The organism is Arthrobacter sp. B2060, from assembly GCF_059090445.1.
On record NZ_JBNHFR010000002.1, the window covers coordinates 316,896 to 335,944 of the forward strand.

The 19,049-nt window shown below is 66.0% G+C and carries 18 protein-coding genes; 15 read left to right on the forward strand and 3 right to left on the reverse strand.

Going from position 1 to position 19,049, the window contains the following annotated elements; genetic code table 11:
- Window positions 1-140: 140 nt before the first annotated feature.
- Window positions 141-3,086 (forward strand): translation initiation factor IF-2, encoded by a 2,946-nt coding sequence (infB, locus tag AC5RUM_RS06230; RefSeq protein ID WP_494034121.1) that lies wholly within the window; start codon window positions 141-143, stop codon window positions 3,084-3,086.
- Window positions 3,087-3,281: 195 nt separating this feature from the next.
- Window positions 3,282-3,791 carry a 30S ribosome-binding factor RbfA gene (gene rbfA / locus AC5RUM_RS06235; RefSeq protein ID WP_494034122.1) on the forward strand — a complete coding sequence of 170 codons (510 nt, stop codon included), beginning with the start codon at window positions 3,282-3,284 and terminating at the stop codon, window positions 3,789-3,791.
- Window positions 3,792-3,933: 142 nt separating this feature from the next.
- On the opposite strand, the gene AC5RUM_RS06240 is transcribed toward rbfA, so the two are convergent.
- The gene (locus tag AC5RUM_RS06240; RefSeq protein WP_494034123.1) at window positions 3,934-5,055 is read right to left on the reverse strand and encodes a ScyD/ScyE family protein; all 1,122 of its coding nucleotides are present in this window, start codon (window positions 5,053-5,055) and stop codon (window positions 3,934-3,936) included.
- Window positions 5,056-5,229: 174 nt separating this feature from the next.
- On the opposite strand from AC5RUM_RS06240, the gene AC5RUM_RS06245 reads away from it, so the two are divergent.
- Both AC5RUM_RS06245 and trxA read left to right on the forward strand, forming a co-directional pair.
- Window positions 5,230-5,715 (forward strand): nucleoside deaminase, encoded by a 486-nt coding sequence (locus AC5RUM_RS06245; protein WP_494034124.1) that lies wholly within the window; start codon window positions 5,230-5,232, stop codon window positions 5,713-5,715.
- Between the two features lie 3 nt (window positions 5,716-5,718).
- Complete coding sequence (gene trxA, locus AC5RUM_RS06250) at window positions 5,719-6,156, forward strand: thioredoxin (protein WP_494034125.1); 438 nt, start codon at window positions 5,719-5,721, stop codon at window positions 6,154-6,156.
- Window positions 6,157-6,185: 29 nt separating this feature from the next.
- Here the strand turns inward: trxA and AC5RUM_RS06255 are convergent, their stop codons facing one another.
- Window positions 6,186-7,340: a pyridoxal phosphate-dependent aminotransferase gene (locus AC5RUM_RS06255; RefSeq protein WP_494034126.1), complete on the reverse strand. Its 1,155-nt coding sequence runs from the start codon at window positions 7,338-7,340 to the stop codon at window positions 6,186-6,188.
- Window positions 7,341-7,438: 98 nt separating this feature from the next.
- Between AC5RUM_RS06255 and truB the strand changes: the two genes are divergently transcribed.
- The 10 genes from truB to AC5RUM_RS06305 all read left to right on the forward strand — a co-directional run bounded on the left by truB (window position 7,439) and on the right by AC5RUM_RS06305 (window position 17,450).
- Entirely contained in the window at window positions 7,439-8,374 is a 936-nt protein-coding gene (truB, locus tag AC5RUM_RS06260; protein ID WP_494034127.1) for a tRNA pseudouridine(55) synthase TruB, read from the forward strand.
- A 2-nt stretch (window positions 8,375-8,376) separates the two neighbouring features.
- Entirely contained in the window at window positions 8,377-8,730 is a 354-nt protein-coding gene (locus AC5RUM_RS06265) for a hypothetical protein (RefSeq protein ID WP_494034128.1), read from the forward strand.
- A gap of 16 nt (window positions 8,731-8,746) precedes the next feature.
- Entirely contained in the window at window positions 8,747-9,193 is a 447-nt protein-coding gene (locus AC5RUM_RS06270; protein WP_494034129.1) for a hypothetical protein, read from the forward strand.
- Between the two features lie 130 nt (window positions 9,194-9,323).
- Window positions 9,324-10,307 carry a bifunctional riboflavin kinase/FAD synthetase gene (locus tag AC5RUM_RS06275; RefSeq protein ID WP_494034130.1) on the forward strand — a complete coding sequence of 328 codons (984 nt, stop codon included), beginning with the start codon at window positions 9,324-9,326 and terminating at the stop codon, window positions 10,305-10,307.
- Window positions 10,308-10,347: 40 nt separating this feature from the next.
- Window positions 10,348-11,202: a tryptophan 2,3-dioxygenase gene (gene kynA / locus AC5RUM_RS06280; protein WP_400577825.1), complete on the forward strand. Its 855-nt coding sequence runs from the start codon at window positions 10,348-10,350 to the stop codon at window positions 11,200-11,202.
- The gene (gene kynU, locus AC5RUM_RS06285; protein ID WP_494034131.1) at window positions 11,199-12,476 is read left to right on the forward strand and encodes a kynureninase; all 1,278 of its coding nucleotides are present in this window, start codon (window positions 11,199-11,201) and stop codon (window positions 12,474-12,476) included. Before kynA ends, kynU begins: the two co-directional genes overlap by 4 nt.
- 137 nt (window positions 12,477-12,613) lie before the next feature.
- Window positions 12,614-12,883: a 30S ribosomal protein S15 gene (rpsO, locus tag AC5RUM_RS06290; RefSeq protein WP_215050635.1), complete on the forward strand. Its 270-nt coding sequence runs from the start codon at window positions 12,614-12,616 to the stop codon at window positions 12,881-12,883.
- A 245-nt stretch (window positions 12,884-13,128) separates the two neighbouring features.
- Window positions 13,129-15,369: a polyribonucleotide nucleotidyltransferase gene (locus AC5RUM_RS06295; RefSeq protein ID WP_494034222.1), complete on the forward strand. Its 2,241-nt coding sequence runs from the start codon at window positions 13,129-13,131 to the stop codon at window positions 15,367-15,369.
- A gap of 120 nt (window positions 15,370-15,489) precedes the next feature.
- Window positions 15,490-16,833 (forward strand): M16 family metallopeptidase, encoded by a 1,344-nt coding sequence (locus AC5RUM_RS06300; RefSeq protein ID WP_494034132.1) that lies wholly within the window; start codon window positions 15,490-15,492, stop codon window positions 16,831-16,833.
- A gap of 155 nt (window positions 16,834-16,988) precedes the next feature.
- Entirely contained in the window at window positions 16,989-17,450 is a 462-nt protein-coding gene (locus tag AC5RUM_RS06305) for a DUF1579 family protein (protein WP_494034133.1), read from the forward strand.
- Between the two features lie 40 nt (window positions 17,451-17,490).
- On the opposite strand, the gene AC5RUM_RS06310 is transcribed toward AC5RUM_RS06305, so the two are convergent.
- Window positions 17,491-17,772, reverse strand: coding sequence for a hypothetical protein (locus AC5RUM_RS06310; protein ID WP_494034134.1), 282 nt, complete (start codon window positions 17,770-17,772; stop codon window positions 17,491-17,493).
- A gap of 140 nt (window positions 17,773-17,912) precedes the next feature.
- Between AC5RUM_RS06310 and AC5RUM_RS06315 the strand changes: the two genes are divergently transcribed.
- Window positions 17,913-19,040: a helix-turn-helix transcriptional regulator gene (locus AC5RUM_RS06315; RefSeq protein ID WP_494034135.1), complete on the forward strand. Its 1,128-nt coding sequence runs from the start codon at window positions 17,913-17,915 to the stop codon at window positions 19,038-19,040.
- The last annotated feature ends 9 nt before the right edge of the window (window positions 19,041-19,049 follow it).

Below are 19,049 nucleotides of genomic sequence, written 5' to 3' on the forward strand. Positions count from 1 at the left end.
GAGTTCCCAGCGATGAGTGCGCAACGATGACAACTTTGTTGCGCTCTGCAATGGACCTTTCAGCTGCACTCGCGGCGGAGGTCCGCAGTAAGAAGTAGACGGTTCGTGCCTGGCTCGGTGCGGACCGAGACAGGAGAAATGTGGCCAAGGTCCGCGTACATGAGCTTGCTAAAGAGCTCGGTATTACTTCCAAAGATGCAGTGACAAAACTGCAGGAACTGGGCGAATTCGTTCGCTCTGCCTCTTCCACCATTGAGGCCCCCGTTGTGCGGAAACTCCGCAACGCCTTCCCGGCTGCGGCCGCTTCGAAGACCGAAGCACCCGCCAGCGCTCCCAAGGCTCCGGCCAAGGCAGCAGAATCACGCCCCGCCCCGGCTCCCGGTCCGGCTGCCCCGAAGGCCCAGGCACCTGCCCCGGCAGCGGCACCAGCAGCGGCATCCGCACCGGCACCGGCACCCAAAGCTGAAACTCCGGCAGCGCCGGCCGCACCTGCAGCACCTGCTGCTCCCGCTGCCGCAACCCCGGCAACTCCCTCGCCGGCTGCCCCCGCCGCTCCCTCGACGGGCGCTAAGCCCGGCGCGCGTCCGGCCCCCAAAGCAGATGCTCCGGCAGCGCCCGCGGCACGCCAGGGTGGCTCCGCTCCCCGCCCGGGCGGTCCCCGTCCAGGCAACAACCCGTTTGCAACGTCCCAGGGCATGCCCCGCGGCCGTGGCGGCGACGGAGACCGTCCGCCGCGCCCGGGCAACAACCCGTTCGCGACGTCCCAGGGCATGCCCCGTCCGGGCGGCAGCCGTACTGACGGTGACCGTCCCGGCGGTCCCCGCCCCGCAGCAGGCGCCGGCGGGCCCCGTCCGGGCGCTCCGCGTACCGGTGGTGCTCCGGGCGGTCCCCGTCCCGGTGCTCCGCGTACCGGTGGCGCCCCGGGCGCTGGTGGTCCGCGTCCCGCGGGTGGTGCCGGTGGAAACCGTCCCACTCCCGGCATGATGCCCAACCGCACTGAGCGTCCGGCACCGGCTGGTGCAGGCCGTCCCGGCGGCGGAGGCCGCGGTCCGGGCCGTCCAGGCGGCGCTCCCGGAACCGGCGGTCCCGGTGCAGGCGGCGGCGCTCCGGCAGGCGGCGGTTTCGGCAAGGGCGGCCGCGGCCGCGGCGGAACCCAGGGTGCCTTCGGTAAGGGCGGCGCAGGCCGTGGCAAGCAGCGCAAGTCGAAGCGTGCAAAGCGCCAGGAACTTGAGCAGATGAGCGCCCCGTCGCTGGGTGGCGTGAGCGTACCCCGCGGCGACGGCAACACCGTAGTCCGGCTGCGCCGTGGCTCATCCATCACGGACTTCGCCGACAAGATCGAGGCGAACCCCGCTGCGCTGGTGACCGTGCTCTTCCACCTCGGTGAAATGGCAACGGCCACCCAGTCGCTGGATGAGGAAACCTTTGCACTGCTGGGCGAGGAGCTTGGCTACAAGCTTCAGGTCGTATCGCCGGAGGACGAGGAGCGCGAGCTGCTCAGCACCTTCGACATCGACTTCGACGCCGAGCTTGAGGCAGAAGGCGACGAGGACCTCGAGGCACGTCCTCCAGTAGTCACCGTCATGGGCCACGTTGACCACGGTAAGACGCGCCTGCTCGATGCCATCCGCAAGTCCGACGTCATGGCGGGCGAGCACGGCGGCATCACCCAGCACATCGGTGCCTACCAGGTTACGCACAACCACGAAGGCGAAGACCGCAAGATCACCTTCATCGACACCCCTGGCCACGAGGCGTTCACTGCCATGCGTGCCCGTGGTGCGAAGGTCACGGACATTGCCATCCTCGTGGTCGCAGCGGACGACGGCGTTATGCCCCAGACCGTGGAAGCCCTCAACCACGCCCAGGCGGCCAACGTGCCGATCGTCGTGGCCGTGAACAAGATCGACAAGGAAGGCGCCAACCCGGACAAGGTCCGCGGCCAGCTGACCGAGTACGGCCTGGTTCCCGAAGAGTATGGTGGCGACACCATGTTCGTTGAGGTCTCTGCACGCCAGAACCTGAACATCGACGAGCTGCTCGAGGCGGTTCTGCTCACGGCAGATGCCGCGCTGGACATGCGGGCCAACCCGAACAAGGACGCCCGCGGTATCGCGATCGAAGCCAACCTCGACAAGGGCCGCGGTTCCGTGGCAACTGTCCTGGTCCAGTCCGGCAGCCTGCGCGTCGGCGACACGATCGTTGCCGGTACGGCCCACGGCCGTGTCCGTGCAATGTTCGACGACGACGGCAGCGCCCTGACCGAGGCCGGCCCGTCCCGCCCCGTTCAGGTCCTGGGTCTGTCCAACGTGCCGCGCGCCGGCGACACCTTCTTCGTGACCGCTGACGAGCGCACCGCCCGCCAGATCGCCGAGAAGCGTGAAGCAGCCGACCGCAACGCCGCCCTGGCCAAGCGCCGCAAGCGCATCAGCCTGGAAGACTTCGACCAGGCCGTCGCCGAAGGCAAGATCGACACCCTCAACCTCATCCTCAAGGGTGACGTGTCCGGTGCCGTGGAAGCCCTCGAAGACGCGCTGCTCAAGATCGACGTCGGCGAGGGTGTCCAGCTCCGCGTTATCCACCGCGGTGTCGGTGCCATCACGCAGAACGACGTCAACCTGGCAACGGTCGACAGCGCCGTCATCATCGGCTTCAACGTCAAGCCCGCCGAGCGTGTTGCCGAACTGGCAGACCGCGAAGGCGTGGACATGCGCTTCTACTCCGTCATCTACTCAGCAATCGATGACATTGAGATGGCCCTCAAGGGCATGCTCAAGCCGGAGTACGAGGAAGTCCAGCTTGGCACCGCCGAGGTCCGCGAGGTGTTCCGTTCCTCCAAGTTCGGCAACATTGCAGGCTCCATCGTTCGCTCGGGCATCATCCGACGCAACACGAAGGCCCGCATCAGCCGCGACGGCAAGGTCATCGGCGACAACCTCACCGTTGAGACGCTCAAGCGCTTCAAGGACGACGCCACCGAAGTTCGCACGGACTTCGAGTGTGGTATCGGGCTTGGTTCGTACAACGACATCAACGAAGGCGACATCATCGAGACCTTCGAGATGCGCGAGAAGCCGCGCGTCTAAAGTGTCCTAGCGTTACAAGGTGCGGGGCCGTTGGATTTTTCCGGCGGCCCCGCCCCTTCGATGCCACTCCCTGGCCGCCGGAAAAACCCAACGGTGGTCCGCCTTGGGCTCGCCTTTAGGCGTGTGGCACCAAACCCAAGATGTGTACGTGAGCCGTCAACGCGCCGTCGTACATTTAAATTTTTAGGAGTAAAAATGGCTGATCCGGCACGCGCTGCCAAGTTGGCGCAGCGGATTAAGGTTGTTGTTGCAGAGGCCCTTGGCCGGAAGGTTAAGGATCCGCGGCTTGAGGGCATTACTGTCACTGATGCCCGGGTGACCAATGACCTGCAGCACGCCACTATCTACTACACCGTGTTCGGTGACCAGGCCGTGCAGGCTGATGCCGCGAAGGGCCTGGAGAAGGCACGGGGTGTGCTGCGCCAGGAAGTCGGCCGCAACATCACGGTCCGGCTGACCCCCACGCTGGAGTTCGTTGCGGACCAGATTCCCGTGAATGCCTCCAACCTGGAGGAGCTGCTCCGCGCCGCGAAGAAACGCGACGCCGAGGTTGCGGCGCTGGCGGAGAACGCAAAGCACGCCGGTGACGCGGACCCGTACAAGAGCGACGTTCCGGCGGACGTGGACATCGACGAAGACGACTTCGACGAAGAGGACACCGACCTCGGCGGCAAAGACGACATCGACGAGGACCAGAGCAAGTAGGTCCAGAGCGAGTCAGCAGCAAAGAAAAGCAGTAAAGAGAATGGTGCGGCCGGATCCAATGGATCCGGCCGCACCATTTTTCTGTTGACGGTTCGATCTCCGTCGGTTTGTCCGTCCGGGCGGCGGTCAGTCATCCTCGTGGTCAGTCATCCTTGTGCCCTGTCAGGGGCTGGGAAACCACTCGGCCGTCCGGGGCCTTGTTCGGTGCAGGCAGCGCATTCACAGTGGCATAGAGTGTGTCGCCCCTGAGATCGACGTCAGCGGTGAGCATTGCCGGGAGCAGCACCCGCTGTTTGCGGTCGTCGTCGTCGATCCTGAGCACGCCCTTCCCGAACAGCGATGCCACGTAGATGTTGCCATCGTGATCCGCCTCAATGCCGGTCGGCGACATCACATGGTCGGCAAACAGCCTGACCGTACCGTTGTGCGGGTTGACCCTGTACACCGCGCCGCGGGCGCCGAGGGCCGGATCTTCAGGCCCGCCCGGGAGCAAGGACACGTAGAGCCAGCCGTCCGGACCGACGGTGACGTCTGTGGGAACCGGTTCGAACCTGTACGTATGGCCCGCGATGCAGCCCGGCAACTTCAGTGCTGCAGCCTGTGCCGCAGTGACACGGTGGGAACGGGGCGGCAGCAGGGCCACGGTCTTGGTCTTGCCGGATTTCAGATCGACGGACACGATGCTGTTGGCGCCCGCATCAGCCACGTACACCTTCTGGCCGGAAACTTCGATTCCGTAGGGGTGGGAATCGATCTCGCCCTTGTAGGAGACCGGTATGTCCTTTGGAAGCTGGGCCGCGCAGGCGGCCGGCAGGTTCCGGAACCCGTACTGGGTGGCGCCGTCGGCGTTGTGCTTCGTCTCCAAGGCAGCCAGATCGCCGAAAGTGCGGTGCTTGCCGTCAGTACCGATGCTTCGGATATGCCCGGCCAGCGGGCGGGGATCCATGGGCCCGGCCCCTTGGCTCACAGCGAAGTAGATCGTTCCGCGCTGCCGGTCGGCCCCCGCCACGCTCCAGGCAGGGTTGTTGAAAAGCTCGGAACGGGCTCCGTTGCGGGCGATCCGCACCAGCCGGCCCGCGAACGCTTCGCTGACAAGAACCGAGCCGTCGTGTCCGGCGCTGACGTGCAGCGGAGTGAGCAGTCCCTTCGCGAGAACCTTCGGAGCGACAGGCTTGGCATCCGGGGCGGCCCCGAGGGCCGGAGCGGAGGACAGAATGGTGGCCGTTGCGGCAAGGACGGCCAGGAATAGCGGTTTCTTTTTCATGCTGTCTCCAATGTCAATGGTGTTCATCCAGAGCATTGAGACCGTATTTTTGGCCCGATGTGGGTTCCCCCGACGCGCGCATTCTAGCCCCGGGAATTGAAGGCTGTCGATGGCCAGAAACAAGTGGCGGGCACCGGCCCCGGCACAACGCACTTATCTGGCTATGATCAGAGCATGCCTGCGCAACCGACCGAAGCAGATGTCCTGGAGTACCTGACCGAGGCAGTCGCCTTGGCCGAGAGAAACGTGGCGGCCGGGGGAGGACCCTTCGGTGCGCTCGTGGTTACCGCGGACGGAACGGCGCATGAAGGCGTCAACCGCGTCACCCGTGACAACGACCCCACGGCGCATGCTGAAGTGGTGGCCATTCGCACCGCGGCGGCGGAAACCGCGAACTTCGATCTCAGCGGCGCCGTCCTGTACACCAGTTGCGAGCCGTGCCCGCTGTGCCTGGCGGCTGCGCTCTGGGCGCGCATCGACCGCGTCTACTTCGCCGCCGACCGCCACGGTGCCGCCGCGGCCGGATTCGACGATGCGGTGTTCTATGAATATTTCGGAGGAACCCGGCCGGAGCTGCTGCCGGTCAGCCACACCCCGGTTCCGACGTCGGGCGCTCCCTTTGACGCCTGGCTCAACAACGTCGAACGCACCGACTACTGAGCCATGCAGTCCCAGCTGGCCACCTGTCCCCGCTGCGGCAAGACCAACAGGCTTCCCGCTGCCGCCGCCGGACACCCGCGCTGCGGAAGCTGCCGCCAGGATCTGCCATGGATCGTTCCGGCGGTCGACGGTGATTTCGCCCGCATCGCTGAGCAGTCCACCGTCCCGGTCCTCGTTGACTTCTGGGCCGCTTGGTGCGGCCCGTGCCGGACGGTGAGCCCGGTCCTTGACGGGCTTGCCCGTGAGAAGGCCGGGCAGCTCAAGCTCGTGAAGGTTGACGTGGACCGTGCCCCGGAGCTGTCCCGGCGTTTTGCCGTGCAGTCCATTCCCACGCTGATGGTCATCGTCGACGGGAAAGTGGTGGCCCGCCAGGTCGGGGCGGCTCCCGCTCCCGTGCTGCGGTCCTGGCTGGAGTCAGCCCTCGGCGGCAGCCGCGGCTGACGCCGTGCGCCGCATCCGGCAGCTGGGGCTCAGCACCGCGCCGGCAGGCGGCTGACGCCTTCCACGAGTCCTTCCGGGCTGCTGCACAGCGCGATCCGGATCCAGCCTTCTCCAATGGACCCGAATGCGGTTCCTGGCGCGAAGGACACGCCAGCCTCGGCGAGGAACGTCCGGACCCAGGTCCGCACATCGCCCCCGCTCACATGGGACACGTCCGCCCACAGGTAGAAGGCCCCCTGTGCGGAGAGGAACGGAATGCCCTTGGCGCGCAGGATGGCGGAGGCGGCATCGCGGTTGGCCCGGTAATGTGCCCGCGCCTGCACCACGTAGTCTTGGGGGCCCGTCAGTGCGGCCAGGGCCGCATACTGCGACGGCGAGGCCACGCAGGAGACGATGGACTCCATCACGTTGTTCATCCGCTGCTCCAGTCCGGGCGGGCAGACGAGGCCGCCAATCCGGAGCCCGGTCAGTCCGTAAGTCTTGGACAGCGTCAGGGACGTGAACACCCTCGCTTCACCGGGGACGTCGCTGTCGAACCGGGCGGGGCTGACATGCGGGACATCGTAGGTGAAGGCCTCGTAGCACTCATCCGAAATGATCCAGAGGTCATGCCGACGGGCAAGGTCCACGAGCTGCCGGGTCACGTCCTCGCCCAGCACTGCACCCAGGGGGTTCGACGGCGAATTGAGCATGAGGACGCGGGTCCGGTCCGTGATCAGCGCTTCCACGTCCTCGATCCGCGGCTGGAAGTCGTACTCCGGATAGAGAGGATAGCGCACAGGGACAGCGTGCAGCAGTCTGCTGGTCATGGCGAAGGTGGGATAGCCGGGATTGGGCACCAGGATCTCATCGCCTGGGGCGAGGAGCAGGCTCATGGCCATGTGCAGGCCCTGCTGCGCGCCAGCGACCACATACACCCGGTCGGCTCCGATGTCAGTGCCGGACTGCTCCCGGAACCTGGCGGCTAAAGCTTCCCGAAGGGCAGGGATTCCGGCGTTCGGAGTGTAGTTCGTCTCGTCGCGGTCCAGACAGGCCATTCCGGCGTCAAGGACGTGCCGGGGAAGCGGGAAGCCGGGTTCGCCGATGCTCAGCACCACGGCATCGGGTACAAGCCAGGCCGCCTCTGTGATCTCGCGGATCTGATTGACGGGGACATCGACTACGTGCGGCGCAAGCTCAGGCATGACGCCATCCTAGTCCGGCACGGCTCCCGTTCTGCAGGCCTGCCGGGGGAGAAAGGAGGCTGACGGTCGGATCGGCGCGCGCCGATATACTGGGAGGCGTGCTTTCTGGACTGGTAATAGTGGACAAGCCGCAGGGATGGACCAGCCACGATGTGGTTGGACGGATGCGGCGGATCGCCGGTACCCGGAAAGTGGGCCATGCGGGAACGCTGGATCCCATGGCCACCGGCGTGCTCGTGGTTGGGATCAACAAGGCCACGCGCCTGCTCACGTACATCGTGGGGACATCGAAGACGTACACGGCGACCATCCGGCTCGGCGAATCCACCGTCACTGACGACGCCGAGGGCGAGGTGGTGGCCACGGCCAGCGCGGCCGCGGTCACGGAGGCAGACATCCGCGCCGGAATTGCATCCCTGACGGGCGAGATCCAGCAGGTGCCCAGCAGCGTCAGCGCCATCAAAGTCAACGGAGAGCGGGCCTATGCCCGTGTCCGGTCCGGCGAGGACGTGCAGCTCGCGGCCAGGGCGGTGACCATCCACCGCTTCGAGGTACATGGCATCCGGCCTGACCGGGGTGGTTCCGTGGTGGACGTCGACGTCACGGTGGAGTGCTCCTCCGGAACCTATATCCGTGCGCTGGCCCGGGACCTGGGCAGCTCGCTCGGCGTCGGAGGCCACCTGACGGCGCTGCGCAGGACGCGCGTGGGCCCCTACTCCCTGGACCAGGCCCGGACCCTCGAACAGCTTGCCGACGACCTCGAGGTTCTGGACATCTCCCAGGCAGCCCGCGCGCTGATGCCCAACCGCGAGCTCACCGCGGATGAAACCACGGAGATATCCTTTGGCCGCCGCATCGCTGCGGGGGCACCGGCCGGCTCTGCCCAGGCGGCCACCGCCGAACGCCCGGCCGCGGCGTTTGCTCCCGACGGTTCCCTCGTGGCACTGCTGGCTGATACCGGCAGCTTCGCCAAGCCGGTTCTCGTCTTTGCGCCCGGAACCGGCGGCACCGCCACCAGCGAGCAGGCTGGCTGACCGTGGACGCCTATTTCTACATCATCCTTGTTGTCGGGCTCCTGTCCACCGTCATTTGTGCGGTCGCGGGAATCCTGAAGAAGGCCCCCAACGACGTCACCATCCTGTCGGTGGCCGCTGTGGAACTGGCCCTGCTTGTCTACCTTGTGGGCTCGATCGTCAGGGTCATCGCCGGGGAGCCGATCGCGGGAGAGGCCTGGGAGTTTTGGGGCTATCTCGTGACAGCCCTGCTGCTGCCCGTCGCGGCGGTGTACTGGTCCATCCTGGAACGGACCCGCTGGAGCAATTTTGTCCTCGCCGCCGTGGGAGTGACTGCCTTGGTCATGGCCGCGCGAATGAACCAGATCTGGTACTGAATTGGAAGAAAACAACGTGACCGCAACGCCAGCCCACACCGCACAGAACGGTCGCAAGACCACCGACACCCGCAATACCGGCCCGGGGCGTCTCCTCATCGCCGTGTACGCGGTGTTCGCCATTTCGGCCACCGCGCGCGCCGGCTACCAGATCCTCACGAAATTCTCCGAGGCGCCGCTGGCCTACCTGCTGTCCGCCTTCGCCGCGCTCGTGTACGTTGTGGCCACGGTTTCGCTCGCCAAGCCGGGGCGGATCTGGTTCCGGATATCGGTCGCCGCCGTGCTCGTGGAACTCGTCGGCGTGGTGGTCGTGGGCGCGCTGAGCGTCTTCGACGCCGTCCAGTTCCCGCATGAGACGGTGTGGTCCCTGTTCGGCCGGGGCTACGCCTTCATCCCCCTGGTCCTCCCGGTGCTGGGCTTGGTCTGGCTGTACCGCAGGCGGCCTGCCGCGGCCGCCGACTAGGCCCGCCGCGGGACTGATCCCGGCGCAGGCGGCCGTCCATGCGCTCCGGCGATTGCGGGTAACCTTATAGAGTTCCGGCGCCCCGGCGGCAGCCGGACAGATTCGTGTCAGGCAGTAAAAGGCGAGGTTGATGGTTCACATCTGGAACGATCCGACCGAAGTCCCCGATGACTTTGGTCCTTCCGTTGTCACTATCGGCAACTTCGATGGCGTCCACCGCGGCCACCAGCAGGTGCTGTCTCAGCTGATCCGGACAGCAAGGCTGAACAGGGCACGTTCCGTCGCCGTCACGTTTGACCCCCATCCCTCCCAGGTCCACCGGCCAGAGTCCGCGCCCGAGCTCATCATGGGACTGCAGGACAAGCTCCACGCGCTCGGCGAACTCGGTTTGGACGCGGTGCTCGTCATGAAGTACTCACTCGAACTCGCCAGCCTTACTCCGGAGGAGTTCGTGGGCACGGTCCTCGTCGACGCCCTTCATGCGAGCCACGTGGTCATCGGCCACGACACGCGTTTTGGCCGCGGCAACTCCGGAGACCTGAACACCATGCGGAAACTGGGGGAGGAGTTCGGCTTTGAGGTTCTCGTCATCAGTGAATTCGGTTCGGAGGGCTTTCCCCTCCACGACGACGGCGGCATGGACCGCCGCTGTTCGTCCACCTGGGTGCGTGAGGCACTGATGGAAGGCGACGTCGCCACGGCGGCCGCCGTGTTGGGACGCCCGCACCAGATGCGCGGGGAAGTGGTCCACGGGGCCGCCCGGGGCCGCGCCCTCGGTTTTCCCACCGCCAACCTCTCCTCTGACGCCAGCGGACTCATCCCTGCGGACGGCATCTATGCAGGCTGGCTGGTGGACCAGGATGGCACCCGGTGGCCGGCCGCCATCTCGGTTGGCTCCAACCCGACCTTCGACGGCGTCAGCCGGCAGGTGGAGGCCCACGTCATCGACCGTCCCCAGGAATCCATTGACGACTTCAATCTGTACGGCCAGACAGTAGTTGTGGAGTTTGTCGCCCGGCTCCGGGGCATGGTGGCGTACCGTGGGCCTGAAGCCCTCGTGGAGCAGATGCGCCAGGACGTCGTGCAGGCCCACGACCTCCTTCGCAAGCGCTGATTCGGCGCCCCACACAGTACTTGGCAAGGAAGGCAACGCTGTGACCGTGGAGAAGAACACCAGGAAACTGGACAAGGGAATCGTCCGCGATTTCAGTTCCAGAATGAGCTATGGGGCGTATCTGCAGCTGCCCACGCTGCTGAGTGCGCAGCAGCCCGTCAGCACACCGGAACACCATGACGAGATGCTGTTCATCATCCAGCACCAGACCACCGAGCTCTGGCTCAAGCTGGTCCTGCATGAACTTCGCAGCGCGGCCGAACACCTTAGGGCGGACGATCTGGGCACAGCCCTGAAAGGGATCGCCCGCGTCAAGCACATCCAGAAGACCCTCACCGAGCAGTGGTCCGTGCTCGCCACCCTGACGCCCACGGAGTATTCGCAGTTCCGCGGCTTCCTTGGGAACTCCTCGGGATTCCAGTCGAGCCAATACCGGGCTGTGGAATTCGTGCTGGGCAACAAGAACCGGAAGATGCTGCCGGTCTTTGAATCGGACCCCGAAGCCCACGCGCTGCTGCAGGAAGTCCTTGACGCCCCGAGCATCTACGACGAGTTCCTCGCCTACCTGCACCGTCAGGGCTTCGAGGTACCCGCCTCCGTCCTGAACCGTGACGTCACCAAGGCCCACGAGTTCGTACCCGAACTCGTCCCGCTGTTCAAGCACATCTACGAGAACGCGTCCGACAACTGGGGCGCCTACGAGGCATGCGAGGAGCTCGTGGACCTCGAGGACAACTTCCAGCTGTGGCGGTTCCGGCACCTGCGGACCGTGCAGCGGACCATCGGCATGAAAGGCGGAACCGGCGGCTCCAGCGGCGTGGCCTTCCTCCAGAAAGCCCTCGAACTGACGTTCTTCCCGGAACTGTTCGCCGTGCGGACGGAGATCGGCCAGTGACCACCCTTAGCGAGGCCCACGACGACGTACTCCTCGAGCGCGCCCGCCTGCTCGACGACGCCGACCCCCTGTCCGCCTACCGGGAGAAGTTCATCGGGACGGACACGGACCTGTCCTACCTTGACGGCAACTCCCTGGGCCGCCCGCTCAAACGGACAGCCGACGACATCAACGCCTTCATCCATGCCGGCTGGGGAGGCCGCCTGATCCGCGGCTGGGACGAGGAATGGCTGGAGTTGCCCCAGGCCATAGGGGACCAGCTGGGCCGCGTCGTCCTGGGCGCGGCGCCCGGCCAGACCATCATTGCCGATTCCACCACCGTGGTGCTCTACAAGCTGATCCGCGCCGCCCTTGCTGCCGTCAAGGACCCTGCGAGGACAGAGATCGTCCTGGACACCGACAACTTCCCCACGGACCGCTACCTTGTCGAGGGCATCGCACGGGAAGAGGGGCTGACACTGCGTTGGATCGACGCCGACCCCGACTCCGGGGTGACCCTTGACCAGGTGAGGGAGGCAACTGGGCCGTTCACCGCCGTCGTGCTCCTCAGCCATGTGGCGTACCGGTCCGGGTTCCTCGCGGACCTGCCGGGCATCACGGCGGCAGTGCACGAGGCCGGAGCGCTGATGGTGTGGGACCTGTGCCATTCGGCGGGTTCGGTGGAGGTGGAGCTGGACGCCGCCGGCGTCGATTTTGCCGCGGGCTGCACCTACAAGTACCTCAACGGCGGGCCCGGATCGCCCGCGTTCGCGTACGTCAATGCCAGGCACCTTGCGGGCCTGGCCCAGCCCATCTGGGGCTGGATGGGACGCCGGGACGCATTCGAGATGGGCCCCGGCTATGAGCCTGCTCCGGGCATCCGCGGCTTCCTCAGCGGAACCCCGGCCATTTTCGGGATGATCGCGATGCGCGGCACCCTTGACCTGCTCGAGGAAGTGGGGATGGCGGCAGTCCGCGAAAAATCCCTGCACCTGACCGCGTACGCGCTGGAACTCCATGACGCCTGGCTGGCCCCGGCAGGCGTCCGGCTCGCCACACCGCGGGCCCCTGAACTGCGGGGCAGCCACATCACCGTCGACCATCCGTCCTTCCGGGAAGTGACCGCTGCACTGTGGGACAAGGACGTCATCCCCGATTTCCGTGCCCCGGCAGGCATCAGGATCGGCCTGTCGCCGCTGAGCACGAGCTTCGCGGAGCTCCACCGCGGCATGGCCGCCGTCCGCGGACTGCTGCCGCGGCGTTTCGACAAGATTGCGACAAGGCCGGTAAACTAAACGGTGGATCCGGCTGCAGTCCGTGGTTGCTGGATCCTGTTTCGTGCGTACCGCCTGCTTTGACGGGCTGGTCCGCGCCTGCACACCCGGCAGTGAGTTACTGATTCGGGCCTCACGGCACATCTCAAGGAGTTATTGTGGCACTTGACGCCGCTGTAAAGCAGTCCATCATCAAGGAATACGCAACCACCGAAGGCGACACCGGTTCACCCGAGGTCCAGGTTGCCGTCCTGACTCAGCGGATCAAGGATCTCACTGAGCACATGAAGGAGCACAAGCACGACTTCCACACCCAGCGCGGTCTGCTGGCCATGGTTGGTCGTCGCAAGCGCATGCTGACCTACCTCAAGAAGACTGACATCGCCCGCTACCGTGCGCTCATCGAGCGTCTCGGCCTGCGCCGCTAGTCTGATTTAGGGGGCGGCCCTTTCCTGCACGGAACGGGCCGCCTTCTTCAGTAGAAAAACTAAACAGGAGGATCAACCGCATCACGCATTCGCGGTCCTCGGTAGTGATCCCCGGGAAGCTTCGCTGATTGAAGCAGGCCCGTGGGTCTCGATCGATGACCGGGTGCAGTGCAGGCCAGTAGACAGATGCTGGACTGGGTTGATGCGGCTGGACTTCCGTTACCAAAGAAACGGAGGTGACTCTCTTGGAGGGTCCCGAAATCCAGTTCTCAGAAGCAGTCATTGACAATGGCCGCTTTGGCAAGCGTGTAATCCGCTTTGAAACCGGCCGTCTTGCCAAGCAGGCAGCCGGCGCAGCGATGGTGTACATCGACGAAGACACCGCGCTGCTCTCCGCCACCACCGCGGGCAAGCACCCGCGCGAAGGCTTCGACTTCTTCCCGCTGACGGTTGATGTCGAAGAGCGCATGTACGCCGCCGGCCGTATCCCGGGCTCGTTCTTCCGCCGCGAAGGCCGCCCGTCCACGGAGGCCATCCTGGCCTGCCGCCTGATGGACCGCCCGCTGCGCCCGGCGTTCGTCAAGGGCCTGCGCAACGAGGTCCAGATTGTGGTCACCGTGCTGGCCATCAACCCGGACGAGCTCTACGACGTCGTGGCCATCAACGCCTCGTCGATGTCCACCCAGCTTTCCGGCCTGCCGTTCTCCGGCCCGATCGGCGGCGTCCGCGTTGCCCTCGTGGCGGACGAGCAGGGTTCGCAGTGGGTTGCCTTCCCGAAGCACTCCGAGCTTGAGAAGTCCGTGTTCAACATGGTCGTTGCCGGCCGCGTGGCAGGTGACGACGTCGCCATCATGATGGTTGAAGCCGAAGCCACGGACAACTCCTGGAGCCTGATCAAGGAACAGGGCGCCACCGCCCCCACCGAAGAGGTCGTCTCCGAGGGCCTCGAGGCCGCCAAGCCGTTCATCAAGGCTCTCTGCGAAGCCCAGCAGGACCTGGCGTCCCGCGCGGCCAAGCCCACCGTTGAGTTCCCGGTCTTCCTGGACTACCAGGACGACGTGTACGCCGCCGTTGAGGCCGCCGCCACCGAGAAGCTCACCGCCGTCTTCCAGATCGCGGACAAGCAGGAGCGCGACAACGCTGCCGACGAGCTGAAGGACGAGGTTGTTGCCTCGCTGGCCGGCCAGTTCGAAGGCCGCGAGAAGGAAGTGTCCGCAGCGTTCCGCTCGGTCACCAAGCACGTTGTGCGCCAGCGCATCCTCAAGGACCAGATCCGTATCGACGGCCGCGGCCTGACGGACATCCGCCAGCTGACTGCCGAGGTCGAGGTGCTGCCCCGCGTCCACGGTTCGGCGATCTTCGAACGCGGCGAAACCCAGATCATGGGTGTCACCACGCTGAACATGCTGAAGATGGAACAGCAGATCGACTCGCTGTCGCCGGTGACGCGCAAGCGCTACATGCACAACTACAACTTCCCGCCGTACTCCACCGGTGAGACCGGCCGTGTCGGTTCGCCGAAGCGCCGCGAAATCGGCCATGGTGCGCTGGCCGAGCGTGCGCTCGTTCCGGTGCTGCCGTCCCGCGAGGAGTTCCCGTACGCCATCCGCCAGGTGTCCGAGGCCCTCGGCTCCAACGGATCCACCTCCATGGGCTCGGTCTGCGCCTCCACGCTGTCCATGCTCAATGCAGGCGTTCCGCTGAAGGCAGCCGTTGCCGGCATCGCCATGGGCCTGGTCTCCGACCAGGTTGACGGCCAGACCCGCTACGCAGCGCTGACCGACATCCTTGGCGCCGAAGATGCCTTCGGCGACATGGACTTCAAGGTCGCCGGCACCTCCGAGTTCGTCACGGCCATCCAGCTGGACACCAAGCTCGACGGCATCCCGGCGTCGGTCCTTGCAGCGGCACTGAAGCAGGCCCGCGAGGCCCGCCTGCACATCCTCGAGGTCATCAACGCCGCGATCGACACCCCGGACGAGCTCTCCGAGTTCGCGCCGCGCGTCATCGCCGTCAAGATCCCCGTGGACAAGATCGGCGAGGTCATCGGCCCCAAGGGCAAGATGATCAACCAGATCCAGGAGGACACTGGCGCCGACATCTCGATCGAGGACGACGGCACGGTCTACATTGGCGCCACCGATGGGCCGTCTGCCGATGCAGCCCGCTCCGCCATCAACGCCATCGCCAACCCGCAGGTTCCGGAAATCGGCGAGCGTTACCTGGGCACGGTCGTCAAGACCACCACCTTCGGTGCGTTCATTTCCCTCACCCCGGGCAAGGACGGCCTGCTGCACATTTCCGAGCTGCGCAAGCTCGCCAGCGGCAAGCGCGTGGACAACGTCGAGGACGTCGTCTCCGTCGGCCAGAAGATCCAGGTGGAGATCACCAAGATCGATGACCGCGGCAAGCTGTCCCTGTCGCCGGTCGTGGCTGAAGAGGAAAGCGCCGAGAAGGCTGAGGTCGCCGAGGCGACAGCAGAGTAGTCTGCACCGCGTTTTTCAGCGCGGGCATCAGCGGCAGGGCCGGTGGATCATTCACCGGCCCTGCCGCCGTTTAAAGGTAGGATTGCAGGCAGATTTGGCTCCGCTTCCTGAAAGGCCTTGATGACTGTCGTTCCCCTGCCGTTGGCGCAGAACCATCCCGGTGACACCCTGATCCATGGAGCTGACGGAGGCTCCGAAGTCCGCCGTTCGGTTCTGCCGGGCGGGGTGCGTGTGCTGACCGAGGCCATGCCTGGCCAGCGCTCCGCCACCATCGGATTCTGGGTCGGCGTCGGATCCCGGGATGAGGCTCCCGGGCAGCACGGTTCAACGCACTTCCTCGAGCACCTGCTGTTCAAGGGCACCCGGCGCCGCACAGCCCTCGAAATCGCCTCGGCTTTTGACGAGGTGGGAGGGGAATCCAACGCGGCCACCGCCAAGGAGAGCACCTGCTATTTCGCCCGGGTGCTGGACACGGACCTGCCGATGGCCATCGACGTGATCGCCGACATGATTACCGGCGCTGTGCTGGACCCCGTCGAGATGGAACAGGAACGCGACGTCATCCTCGAGGAAATCGCCATGGACAGCGATGACCCCACAGACGTCGCCCATGAGCACTTCGTCGCAGCCGTGCTGGGCACGCACCCGCTGGGGCGCCCCATTGGCGGTACCCCCGACGCCATCCGGGCCGTGGCCCGCGACTCGGTGTGGGACCACTACCGGCGCTACTACCGCCCCGACGAGCTGGTCATCACCGCCGCCGGCGGTCTGGATCACGACGTCGTGTGCCGTCTTGTGGTTGATGCCCTCCACGACGCCGGCTGGTCCCTGGAGCCCGATGCGGCCCCGGTGGATCGACGGTCCACGGAGCGCGCAGAGATCACCGGAACCGCAGGGCTGCACGTGGTCAAGCGCCCCGTGGAACAGGCCAACATCATCATGGGCTGCCCTACGATCGTGGCCACCGACGAGCGCCGGTATGTCATGAGCGTGCTGAACGCGGTGCTCGGCGGAGGCATGTCCTCGCGCCTGTTCCAGGAGATCCGGGAAAAGCGCGGGCTCGTCTACTCCACCTATTCCTTTGCCTCCTCGTACGCGGACGCCGGCTACTTCGGCATGTACGCCGGTTGCACACCTACCAAGGTCCGGCAGGTCCTGGAGCTGCTGGGGGCGGAGCTGGACAAGCTCGCTGAGGGCGGCATCTCCGAGGAGGAACTCCGCAAGGCGGTGGGGCAGCTCTGTGGCGGCATCGTGCTGGCCCTGGAGGACACCGGCTCGCGCATGTCCCGGCTGGGCCGCGCCGAGCTCGTGTCCGGGGAGTACCAGGACATCGACGAGACCCTGCGGCTGATCAAGGCCGTCACCGCGGAGCAGGTCCAGGAGCTGGCCGGTGAGCTCGCGGCGGCGCCCCGGACGGTCACGGTTGTCGGGCCCTTCGAGGAGACCGAAACCTTCGGGTTCTGACTTTTGCCCCGGACCTTGCTCTGGACCCGCCCTCGGACCTTGCTCTGGACCCGCCCTCGGACCTTGCTCTGGACATGCCCTGAGGACGGGACCATGATGGAGCCAGATCCCGCGCCGCAGGAATCCCATTCAGAGGAACCGCACTCGGAGGAATAATGGACCGGCCGCATCCGGGGACAGCCCACGAGGCGCTGGAGCTGTTCGTCGGGCGCTGGGCGGGGACAACTGAGCTGGCCGCCTCGCCCTGGGGCCCGGCCCGGACGGCCGCCGCAGAGGTGACGTTCACGAGGGCGGCCGGCGGCTTTGCAGTGGTGCAGACATACAGGCACATCGAGGCCGACGGCACGCACTTTGAAGGCCACGGGGTATTCACCGTGGATCCCGATCACGATGAAACACTTTGGTACTACGTCGACAGCATGGGGAAGCCCCCGGCGGCACCGGCCCGCGGCGCCTGGCATGATGCCACGCTCACGGTGGAACGGCACAGCGACCGCGGCACCGCCCGGCACACGTTTCGCGTTGATGAAGGAGTCCTCATCCACACCGCCGAACTCCGGCTCAGCGACGCCCAGGACTACAGCCCCTTCATGACCTCGGTTTGCCGCCGCACCTGACAGCGCGAACGGCCACGTCAGCCCCTTGCTTGAGCGCTAGTCAGTTTGCAGATTCCACAATCCGCGTTTGCGGAGCCCCGTGCAGTGCAGGAGCCGCTGCCGGCGAGCTCCAAACCTGCTGCCGCAGCTTGGCCAGCAGCGCCTCGGCCTGTTCAAGACTCGCAAGGTCAAGTTCAACCACCACGTAATGCGGATCGTCCACCGGCCGGCTGATGCGGTGCGCGAGTACCCCCGAGGCAACCCGGTCGACCGGGTCCCGATCAAATGCGGCCTTCCACATCGCGAAGTCCTTGATTCCATGCTCGATCTGCAGCGTGTACATGTCAGTCCTTTCAGTTGCGGGAACCCAGGTGCCCGATGGGCCTACGGTAGGCAGGGCCGGTGCCGCCGCGGTATCCCAGAAATCTGGGAGCGTGCGGGCAGCACGCCTTTGGGGCGCCACAGCGGGGCCATACTGGTTTCATGACCACGCATTGGGCGCTGAACCGGAGCCTGGAACGGATTGGTCAGTTCAGCAGTGCTTCGATGGAGAACCATGAACTGCGCGCGGCGGTGCTGGCGGAGCTTGGCACCATTGTTCCGTTCAGTTGGTTTGCGTGGCCACTCACAGATCCCGAAACCTGCACGGGCATGTCGCCGATGGCCAGCATCCCCTGCCCGCAGGAACTGCCTGCCCTGATCAGATTGAAGTACGTGACGGCAGCAGGGCGGTGGACATCTCTGCTCGGCGGCGGCCCACCAGCCGTCAGCCTTCTCACAGCAACCGGCGGCAACCCCGCCTCCAGCCCGCTGTGGGCCGGTATCCTCTCCCGGTACGCCGTCACGGACGTCCTTTCGACCGTGTTCGCGGACAGGCACGGGTGCTGGGGCTGGCTTGACCTGTGGCGGACCGGCGAGGACGGACCCTTCACTGATACTGAATCCCGGTATCTGGCGACGGCTGCACCGGCCATAGCGTCAGGGTTGCGGAGAAGCCGGGCGGCGGGGATGAGGAGGGACGTCCTGCAGCGGCGCGGGCCACGCCCGCCGGAGCGCGAGGGGGCCCTACCGCAGGACCTGCCGCAGCAGGCCCTGCTGGTCCTGGACTCCGGGCTGGAAGTTACCGGACGGAGTGCCTCGGCCGCTGATTGGATAGGACTGCTGCAGCCGGGGCCCGGTCCCTACTCGGCCGTACCGGCCGAGGTCTTCAACGTCGCAGCTCAGCTATTGGCCCGCGAGTCCGGGGTTGATGTACATGCGGCATCGGCCCGGGTGCCCATTGGATCCGGCCGGTGGGCGGTGCTGAGGTCATTCCGGCTGGACCCTGGGGAGGACGGCGCGGCATCGCTGGCGGTGACCATCCAGGAATGCCCGTCCGGAGAAAGGCTCGAGGTGTTTACCCGGTGCTTTGGCCTGACGCCGAGGCAACGCAGCCTGCTTGAGCTTGCCGCGGGCGGACTGGACACGGCTTCACTGGCGGCTGCCCTGCACATCAGCCCCTACACGGTGCAGGACCAGTTCAAGGCCGTCTTTGCAGCCTGTGGAGTCCGGAGCAGAAACGCCCTGCTGGCCCTGGCGCTCGGCACGGCGCCGACGCGTCACCCCTCATGACACGCGTCC

Excerpts from the sequence above, each read along its gene's own strand:
- rbfA (WP_494034122.1), top strand. The coding sequence starts at position 3,282 with ATGGCTGATCCGGCACGCGCTGCCAAGTTGGCGCAGCGGATTAAGGTT.
- AC5RUM_RS06240 (WP_494034123.1), bottom strand. The coding sequence starts at position 5,055 with ATGAAAAAGAAACCGCTATTCCTGGCCGTCCTTGCCGCAACGGCCACC.
- AC5RUM_RS06245 (WP_494034124.1), top strand. The coding sequence starts at position 5,230 with ATGCCTGCGCAACCGACCGAAGCAGATGTCCTGGAGTACCTGACCGAG.
- trxA (WP_494034125.1), top strand. The coding sequence starts at position 5,719 with ATGCAGTCCCAGCTGGCCACCTGTCCCCGCTGCGGCAAGACCAACAGG.
- AC5RUM_RS06255 (WP_494034126.1), bottom strand. The coding sequence starts at position 7,340 with ATGCCTGAGCTTGCGCCGCACGTAGTCGATGTCCCCGTCAATCAGATC.
- AC5RUM_RS06275 (WP_494034130.1), top strand. The coding sequence starts at position 9,324 with ATGGTTCACATCTGGAACGATCCGACCGAAGTCCCCGATGACTTTGGT.
- AC5RUM_RS06300 (WP_494034132.1), top strand. The coding sequence starts at position 15,490 with ATGACTGTCGTTCCCCTGCCGTTGGCGCAGAACCATCCCGGTGACACC.
- AC5RUM_RS06305 (WP_494034133.1), top strand. The coding sequence starts at position 16,989 with ATGGACCGGCCGCATCCGGGGACAGCCCACGAGGCGCTGGAGCTGTTC.
- AC5RUM_RS06310 (WP_494034134.1), bottom strand. The coding sequence starts at position 17,772 with ATGTACACGCTGCAGATCGAGCATGGAATCAAGGACTTCGCGATGTGG.
- AC5RUM_RS06315 (WP_494034135.1), top strand. The coding sequence starts at position 17,913 with ATGACCACGCATTGGGCGCTGAACCGGAGCCTGGAACGGATTGGTCAG.